A 6,870-nucleotide genomic window follows, 5' to 3' on the forward strand; every position below is an offset into this window, starting at 1 on the left:
GGGATCCCGCAGGGGGTCGGCCGGGTGGGGGCACGGGGCGTGCGCGCCCCCACCCGGCGCCTGCGCCGTCAGGTCGCGCACGGGCGGGGCACCGGGAGACCGGTGTCCCGCCCGCCGGCGTGCAGGACGGACGCCGGTCCGGGTAGCCTCACGCTCGTGCCCCACATCCACACCTCCCCCGGTCAGCACGACCTCACCTGCAGCGCCTACATCGTCCGCACGGACCTGGGTGTGCCGCGTGTGCTCGTGCACCGGCACAGGAGACTGGGGCGCCTCATGCAGGTCGGTGGGCACGTCGAGCTCTCCGAGACACCGTGGTCGGCCCTGGCCCACGAGGTGGTGGAGGAGTCGGGTTACGACCTCGACCAGCTCGCCGTGCTCCAGGTGGTGCCCCTGGACATCGAGGCCCACGGCGCGGTCCGCCACCCCACGCCGTTCCAGGTCAACACGCACAGACTGCCCGGGGACCACCTCCACACCGACCTGGGCTACGCCTTCGTCACGGACCAGGCTCCCCGCCACGCGACCGGCGAGGGTGAGAGCCGGGAGCTGTCCTGGCCCACCCTCGAGGAGCTGTGGGCCGAGGTGGGGCCCGGTGGCGCGCTGGCCGATGTCGCGGAGTTCTACACCGCAGTGGTCGAGCAGCTCCTCCCGGTCGCGGTGGCGCTGCCCGCGGACTCCTTCAGCCTGGAGGACCCGGAGCGACTGTCGGACTGACGGTCCGGCTCTGCCGGTCCGAGGAGTCACCGCCGGTCCGGAAGTCACCGTCCGGGCGGGGAGCCGACGACGGAGCGTGGCGCGGGTCACAGTCACCGGTGTCCGATGCCGTCACGGGAAGTGGGACTTGAGTCCTAGTATCGGTGGGCAACGGCCGTCCCATGATGACAAGGAAGTGATCGTATGGCCGACACGATGCTCGCTGAACGGTTCCACTCGGACACGGGGGAGGTGACCGTCGAGGAGGTCCCCGTCCCCGAGCCCGGGCCCGGACAGGTGCGGATCAAGGTGGCGTACTGCGGGATCTGCCACTCCGACCTGTCGCTGATCAGCGGCCATTTCCCGGCACAGCTGCCGGTGGTGACGCAGGGCCACGAGGCCGCCGGGGTGATCGACGCCCTCGGTGCCGGGGTGTCGGGGTGGGAGGTCGGCGACCGGGTCATCCCCTCGGCCGGCCGACCCTGCCTGGTGTGCCGCCGCTGCCGGCGGGGGGACTTCACGAACTGTCTGGACCTCCACCTCATGGCCTTCGCCTACGACGGGGCCTGGGCGCAGTACACCATCGCCCAGGCGATGGGCCTGACGCGGATCCCCGACGAGGTCGACATGAAGCAGGCCGCGATCCTCGCCGACGCCGTGTCCACCCCCTTCGGCGCCGTGGTCCGCACGGGGAAGGTCCATCCCGGCAATGCGGTCGGCGTGTGGGGCCTGGGCGGTGTCGGCACCCACATCATCCAGCTCGCGCGGCTGGCCGGTGCCGTCCCCCTGATCGGGTTCGACATCGACGACTACGCCCTGGAGCGGGCCCTGAGACTCGGGGCGGACCACGTCTTCCGCAGCGACGACCCGAACCTGGTCGACGAGGTCACCAGGGCCACGGGCGGTCGCATGATCGACGTCGCCTTCGACGCCGTCGGCATCCAGCCCACGCTGCGCCAGGCCGTGTCCGTCCTCGACAACCACGGCAAGGTCGTCACGGTCGGCATGTCGGTCCAGGACATGAACCTGGGGACCTTCCTGGAGTTCAACCTGAAGTCCAAGCAGGTGCTCGGCCACATCGGCTACCAGAACCAGGACATCGGGATGCTCGCCGAGATGCTGAAGTACGGGCGTCTCGACCTGCACGAGTCGGTCACGGAGGTCGTGCCCCTCACCGACATCGCCACCGGGATCGAGCACCTGGAGAAGAAGGTCGGCAACCCGATCCGCATCCTCGTGGACCCCTGGGCCTGAGATCCCGGTCCGGTCGGGTGCCACCGGGGTGGGGTCGACGACGGTGTCGGTCCCACCCCGGAGGCATCCCGCAGGCATCGCGCCGGCACCCCGCAGGTCCGAGACCCCGCAGGTTCAGGGGCGGAGCCCCGCCATCCACCGGTCCACCTCCCGCTGCGACCGCAGCCTGATGACGTGCAGGTCCGGACGGACCGTCGCCACCTCCGGGATGCGACCGCGCAGGGTGTGGCGGTGCGCCCAGGCCCAGCGCACGATGTGGTCGCGGTCGGTGAGGAAGGTCCACAGGGGCGGCTCGGTGTTGCCGTTCCACAACTCCGTGCGGCGCAGGCGCCTGACCACCGTCCGGCGCACGACGCGCCACATGGTGACGCGCACCGGCAGGTCGAGCCACACCAGCGTGTCTGCCCGGTCCGCGATGCGCTCCCGTACCACCCGGTACTGCCACTCGATGACCCACTCCGGGCCGGAGACCACCGCCTCCACGTCCGCCACGAAGCTCGGACGGGGCTGCCAGCCCGGCCCGTGGAAGAGGGCGTCGATCTCCGTCATCGGGAGGCCCAGGCGTGCCCCGATCGAACGGGAGAGGGTCGTCTTGCCGGTGCCCGAGGTCCCGGCGACCGTCACGCGCCGGGGATGCCAGTCCACGGGGTCGAGGGGCCCGAGGAAGTGGGCACCCACGCTCCCGGACCGGTCCTCCGTCGGGAGTGGACTGGCGGTCCGGGGATGAGCGGTCGTCCCCGGGTGACCTGTCGGCACGGGCTGGACGGGTGTCCGCAACCGGTCCTCCGTCGCGTGCCGGTCGGGGTGGTGACCTCCGCCGGACGGTGACCTCACCGCGACGTCACCGCGCCACCACACCGATCATGTCCCCGCCGAGACCCAGCAGGGCGCGCACGTTGTGGGCGATCCTCTCCTCGACGCCCACCGGCCGCCCACCCGCCGCGTGAGGGGTGATGAGCAGGTGCGGGGCGTCCCACAGGGGCGAGTCCGCCGGGAGTGGTTCGACCTCGGTGACGTCGAGTGCCGCCGCACCGATCCTTCCCTCGCGCAGCGCCTCGACCAGGGCCACCTCGTCGACCGTGCTGCCACGGCCGACGTTGACGACCTGGGTGTGGTCGGGCAGGAGGTCCAGCACCCGGGCGTCCAGGGCGTGGTGGGTGTCGGGGTGTGAGGGGAGGACCATGACGAGGACGTCCGCCGCGCGCAGCGCGGCGTCGGCCTCGTCCACCGCCACGACGGGGAACCCGGCGCGCTCGCCGGAGGAGTGGGCGATGCCGGTGACGTGGGCGCCGAGCGCCGCGAAGCGCTGAGCCGCCACCTGGCCGATCGCCCCGAAGCCCCACACGACCACGTTCGACTCCCACAGGGTGGTGACCCTGTCGGCGGGGTGCAGCGGCTGGATCCCGCCGAGGGTGGAGTCCCAGCGGTGCGCGGCCTGGGCGGTGAGGCAGTCGGGGATCCGCCGCAGGTTCGCGAGGGCGAGGGCGAGGGCGTGTTCGGCGACCGTGTCGTCGTGGAAGTGCTCCCCGTTGGTGATGACGATGTCACGGGGGAGGTCCAGGGCCAGGATCCTGTCGGGGCCGGCGGCAAGAGTCTGGATCCAGCGCAGGTGCGGCAGGTCGGCGAAGAAGACGCGGAGGTCGGGGTACTGCCCCCACAGGACGACCGCCTCGGCATCGCGGTGCTCGGCGGGGACGCGCTGGCGCTCGTCGAAGGGGACCGCCACGACACCCTCGGGCAGGTCCAGGGGCCCGAGTCGGGTCATCTCGGTGACCAGGATCTTCATGTCGTCCTCCACATCAGGTCGTCGTGGAGCCATTGTCCTCCACGGGCGGTTCCACCACCTCAGGGGTGACGGTCCCCCGTGCCCGTGCCCGTGCCCGAGGTGGTCGACGACGGGCGCACCGGGATCATCGTCGACGAGGTCTCCGACCTGCCCGCCGCCATCGCCCGCGCGGAGGATCTCGACCCCCGTGCGTGCCGCGCGTGGGTCCGCGAGCACTTCGACCTGCCCGTGATGGCACGCGGCTACGAGAGCGTCTACCGCTCCCTCATCGCCCGCAGCCGTGGCGACCGCCCGGGTGGCCCGTCCCGGTACCGCACTGGCGACGCAGCCAGTCGGGCCCAGCTCCACCGCGTCGCCTGAGGCCCCTCAGGCGGGGTCCGCCGGGGTGCCGGTGTCCTCCAGGCGCTCCCTCAGCCACTGGACCTGCCTCAGCCACTGGTGACCCTGGCCGCCCTCGTGGTCGTTGAAGGGGTGGACGACGATCTCCGCCTCCCCTCCCCAGCGGTTGCGCGCGGCGAAGACGGTGGAGGGCGGGCAGGTGGCGTCCATGAGCGCGGTGGAGAAGAGGGCGGGGGCCGTCGCCCGCGCGGCGAGGAGGGCCCCGTCGAAGTAGGAGAGTGTCGAGAAGACCGCCGACTCCCGTCCCCGCATCACCGACAGGTACCGGGCGATCTCCCCGTAGGGGTCACCGCCGGTCAGGCCCACGGCCCTGCGGAAGTGGCAGAGGAAGGGCACGTCCGGCATGGCCGCGACCACCCGGTGGTTGAGCGCGGCGGCGGCGATCGTGAGCCCGCCGCCCTGGCTGATGCCCTGGACCGCGATGCGCGCCGGGTCCACCCAGGGCAGGGCGGCGGCGGCCTCGACCGCGTGGTGGGCGTCGACGTAGACGCGGCGGTAGTAGTAGGTCTCGGGGGACTCGATGCCTCGGGTCATGAACCCGGGCGTGGAGGTGCCGGTGCCGTGGGGGTCTGCGGTCGCCCCACCGTCCCCCCAGGAGGCCCCCTGACCGCGGGTGTCCATGAGCAGGTGGACGAATCCCGCGCTGGCCCACTGCAGGCGGTCCCCGGGAAGTCCCCGGCCCCCGCCGTACCCGAGGAACTCCACGACGGCCGGCAGTGGGCCGCTGGCACCAGCGGGACGCGTCACCCACGCGTGGATGGGGTCACCCGCGAAGCCGGGGAAGGTGAGGTCGTGGACGTCGACCGTGGTCAGTGGCGTGTCCACCGGGACGCACCGCATGGCCGCGGGGTCGAAGGGGTGCTCCGCCAGGGTCCGGGACCAGAACCCGTCGAGGTCGGCGGGCTCGGGGATGTCGGGGGAGTAGGTCTCCAGCTCGTCGGGGTCGAGGTCGTAGCGCTGCACCGCGGGTCCTTCCGTGCACGGGGGTGACGGGGACGAGCATATGCCGACGCCTCCCCCTCAGTTGCGCCGTGACTCCCACGCCCCGATGCCACCCGCGATCGCGGCGAAGACGAGGGCACCCAGGGGCCAGATCAGCCAGGAGCGGTCCCACGCATTCCCGAGGAAGCTCCACGCCAGGAAGACCGCCGTCAGCAGTGGCCAGTAGGCGGCGGCGAAGGCGCCGACCAGGCGGGACCTGCGCTGTTCGGGGTGACCGGACGGGAGGTCGCCCTCGTCGGTGAGGACCTCGGCGACCGAGTGCGCCCATGACGCGGGCAGCAGGACGAGCAGGCCCAGCGCCACCATGACGAGGGTGAGGCCCACCCCGATCCCGGGTGCCGCGTCCGCCCATGCCGCACTGTGGTCGGAGATGAGCCCTCCCGCGATGGTCGGGACCGCGCAGAGGATCCACAGGGCCACGGCAACCATGAGGGCGGTGGTGCGTCGGGGCTCCGACGCTGCGCGCAGCTGCTGCGCCCACGCCGAGACCGCTGGGTCGCGGGTGAACTCGCCCTCACTGAGGCGTTCGAAGGGGGCCAGCTCCTGGTTGCGTCGGATCAACAGGGACACGCCGGCGACGACGAGGAGCAGGAGCACCCCGATCCCGGTCCCCGTCACCAGGGTGTCGTCCATGCGGAGCAGGGGACTCCCCGACATCGTGGACAGCACGACCAGGACGACGGGGCTGATGACGAAGAGGGCGACGGCGCAGGCCAGCGACCAGCGGGTGCGGTGGCGGGCGTCGGCGAAGGCCTGTGCCTCCTCCAGGGTGACGACGGGGTGGACGGGTGTGGGAGGGGATGCCGGGGCCTGCGGGCCGGCGGGCGTGCCGGGTGTCGCTCCCGTCGGCGTGCCCGTCGGCGTGCCCGTTCCCCCCGGGGCCGGGGAGTCGGTCCGGTACGGCGCTGCCGGGGAGTCCGGGCGGTGGGGGGTGCCGACGGGTCCCGAGCCGTCCGGGACCCCGGTGGCGCCCGGCGTGGGACCTGAGCGCAGGTCCGAGGAGATCCCGAGGACGGGGGCGAGCTCGTCGAGGTTGCCGAACTCGGTGATCACCTGGCCCACGGCCTCGTTGTGGGAACGGCCCTGGGCGAGCAGCTCGGAGTACTTGTCCTCCATCATGGCGCGCAGTTCCGCCTTGGCCTCCTCCAGACGGGGCGTGGCCGGGTAGGGGGAGAACATGGTCTCGAGGTAGGCGACGATGACGTCCATCAGAGGATTCCTTTCACGAAGCGGTCGACGACGGACTTCGTCGCCGCCCACTCCTCGCACTTCTCGACGAGGGCGGACGAGCCCGCTGGGGTGAGGCGGTAGTAGGTGCGCGGCTTGCCCGAGGGCGAGAGACCCGGATAGGACTCGACCAGGCCGGAGGCCTCGAGGCGCTTGACGGCTGAGTAGAGCGTGGTCTGCTTGATCGTGTACTCGCCCTCAGAGACCTCGGAGATGGTGTGGGCGAGCTCGTAGGCGTAGGAGGGGGCCCCGCGCAGGATCGAGAGGATCATGACGTCCACGTAGCCACGGATGGCGTCGGCGCTGATCATCCAGTCCTCCCCCCGTGTCGCGGGCCCGGTCGGTCCGCTCGTGGTCGATCTCCGGTACGACCAGCGTACTACGTCTGACGTACTACGGCGAGCGTGACTGCCATCGCGCGCCGTCCACGGACCCGGTGGCCCACCTGCTCGGCACGTCCCCCGCCACGGTCGCGGTAGTCTGGCGGCCATGGGTAAAGCCAGCCG

At 72.1% G+C, this 6,870-nt stretch carries 8 protein-coding genes; 3 read left to right on the forward strand and 5 right to left on the reverse strand.

What is annotated here, in order from left to right; genetic code table 11:
* Nucleotides 1-156: 156 nt before the first annotated feature.
* A complete protein-coding gene (locus TA90_RS04475) occupies nt 157-717 on the forward strand; it encodes an NUDIX domain-containing protein (RefSeq protein ID WP_043534825.1) in 561 nt (186 codons plus the stop codon).
* A gap of 183 nt (nt 718-900) precedes the next feature.
* Nucleotides 901-1,950, forward strand: coding sequence for a zinc-binding dehydrogenase (locus TA90_RS04480; RefSeq protein ID WP_043534819.1), 1,050 nt, complete (start codon nt 901-903; stop codon nt 1,948-1,950).
* A 114-nt stretch (nt 1,951-2,064) separates the two neighbouring features.
* Here the strand turns inward: TA90_RS04480 and TA90_RS04485 are convergent, their stop codons facing one another.
* Both TA90_RS04485 and TA90_RS04490 read right to left on the reverse strand, forming a co-directional pair.
* The gene (locus tag TA90_RS04485) at nt 2,065-2,628 is read right to left on the reverse strand and encodes a P-loop NTPase family protein (RefSeq protein WP_043534820.1); all 564 of its coding nucleotides are present in this window, start codon (nt 2,626-2,628) and stop codon (nt 2,065-2,067) included.
* A 163-nt stretch (nt 2,629-2,791) separates the two neighbouring features.
* The gene (locus TA90_RS04490; RefSeq protein WP_043534826.1) at nt 2,792-3,736 is read right to left on the reverse strand and encodes an NAD(P)-dependent oxidoreductase; all 945 of its coding nucleotides are present in this window, start codon (nt 3,734-3,736) and stop codon (nt 2,792-2,794) included.
* Between the two features lie 84 nt (nt 3,737-3,820).
* Here TA90_RS04490 and TA90_RS04495 point away from each other — a divergent pair, with 84 nt between their 5' ends.
* Nucleotides 3,821-4,096 (forward strand): glycosyltransferase family 4 protein, encoded by a 276-nt coding sequence (locus TA90_RS04495; protein ID WP_147513372.1) that lies wholly within the window; start codon nt 3,821-3,823, stop codon nt 4,094-4,096.
* A gap of 6 nt (nt 4,097-4,102) precedes the next feature.
* Here TA90_RS04495 and TA90_RS04500 read toward each other — a convergent pair whose 3' ends face one another.
* Genes TA90_RS04500 through TA90_RS04510 form a run of 3 tightly spaced genes read right to left on the reverse strand, consistent with a single transcriptional unit; the run spans nt 4,103 to nt 6,675 of the window.
* Complete coding sequence (locus TA90_RS04500) at nt 4,103-5,098, reverse strand: acetylxylan esterase (RefSeq protein ID WP_043534822.1); 996 nt, start codon at nt 5,096-5,098, stop codon at nt 4,103-4,105.
* 57 nt (nt 5,099-5,155) lie between these two features.
* A complete protein-coding gene (locus TA90_RS04505; protein ID WP_043534823.1) occupies nt 5,156-6,346 on the reverse strand; it encodes a permease prefix domain 1-containing protein in 1,191 nt (396 codons plus the stop codon).
* Nucleotides 6,346-6,675, reverse strand: coding sequence for a PadR family transcriptional regulator (locus TA90_RS04510; RefSeq protein WP_043534824.1), 330 nt, complete (start codon nt 6,673-6,675; stop codon nt 6,346-6,348). The genes TA90_RS04505 and TA90_RS04510 overlap by 1 nt, the downstream gene beginning before the upstream one ends.
* Nucleotides 6,676-6,870 lie beyond the last annotated feature (195 nt).

The sequence above is a fragment of the Actinomyces polynesiensis genome, assembly GCF_000820725.1.
GTDB classification, from domain to species: Bacteria; Actinomycetota; Actinomycetes; order Actinomycetales; family Actinomycetaceae; genus Pauljensenia; species Pauljensenia polynesiensis.

Bases quoted from the DNA above. Each gene is read 5' to 3' on its own strand.
- TA90_RS04490 (WP_043534826.1), bottom strand. From the start codon at position 3,736: ATGAAGATCCTGGTCACCGAGATGACCCGACTCGGGCCCCTGGACCTG.
- TA90_RS04510 (WP_043534824.1), bottom strand. From the start codon at position 6,675: ATGATCAGCGCCGACGCCATCCGTGGCTACGTGGACGTCATGATCCTC.
- TA90_RS04505 (WP_043534823.1), bottom strand. From the start codon at position 6,346: ATGGACGTCATCGTCGCCTACCTCGAGACCATGTTCTCCCCCTACCCG.
- TA90_RS04480 (WP_043534819.1), top strand. From the start codon at position 901: ATGGCCGACACGATGCTCGCTGAACGGTTCCACTCGGACACGGGGGAG.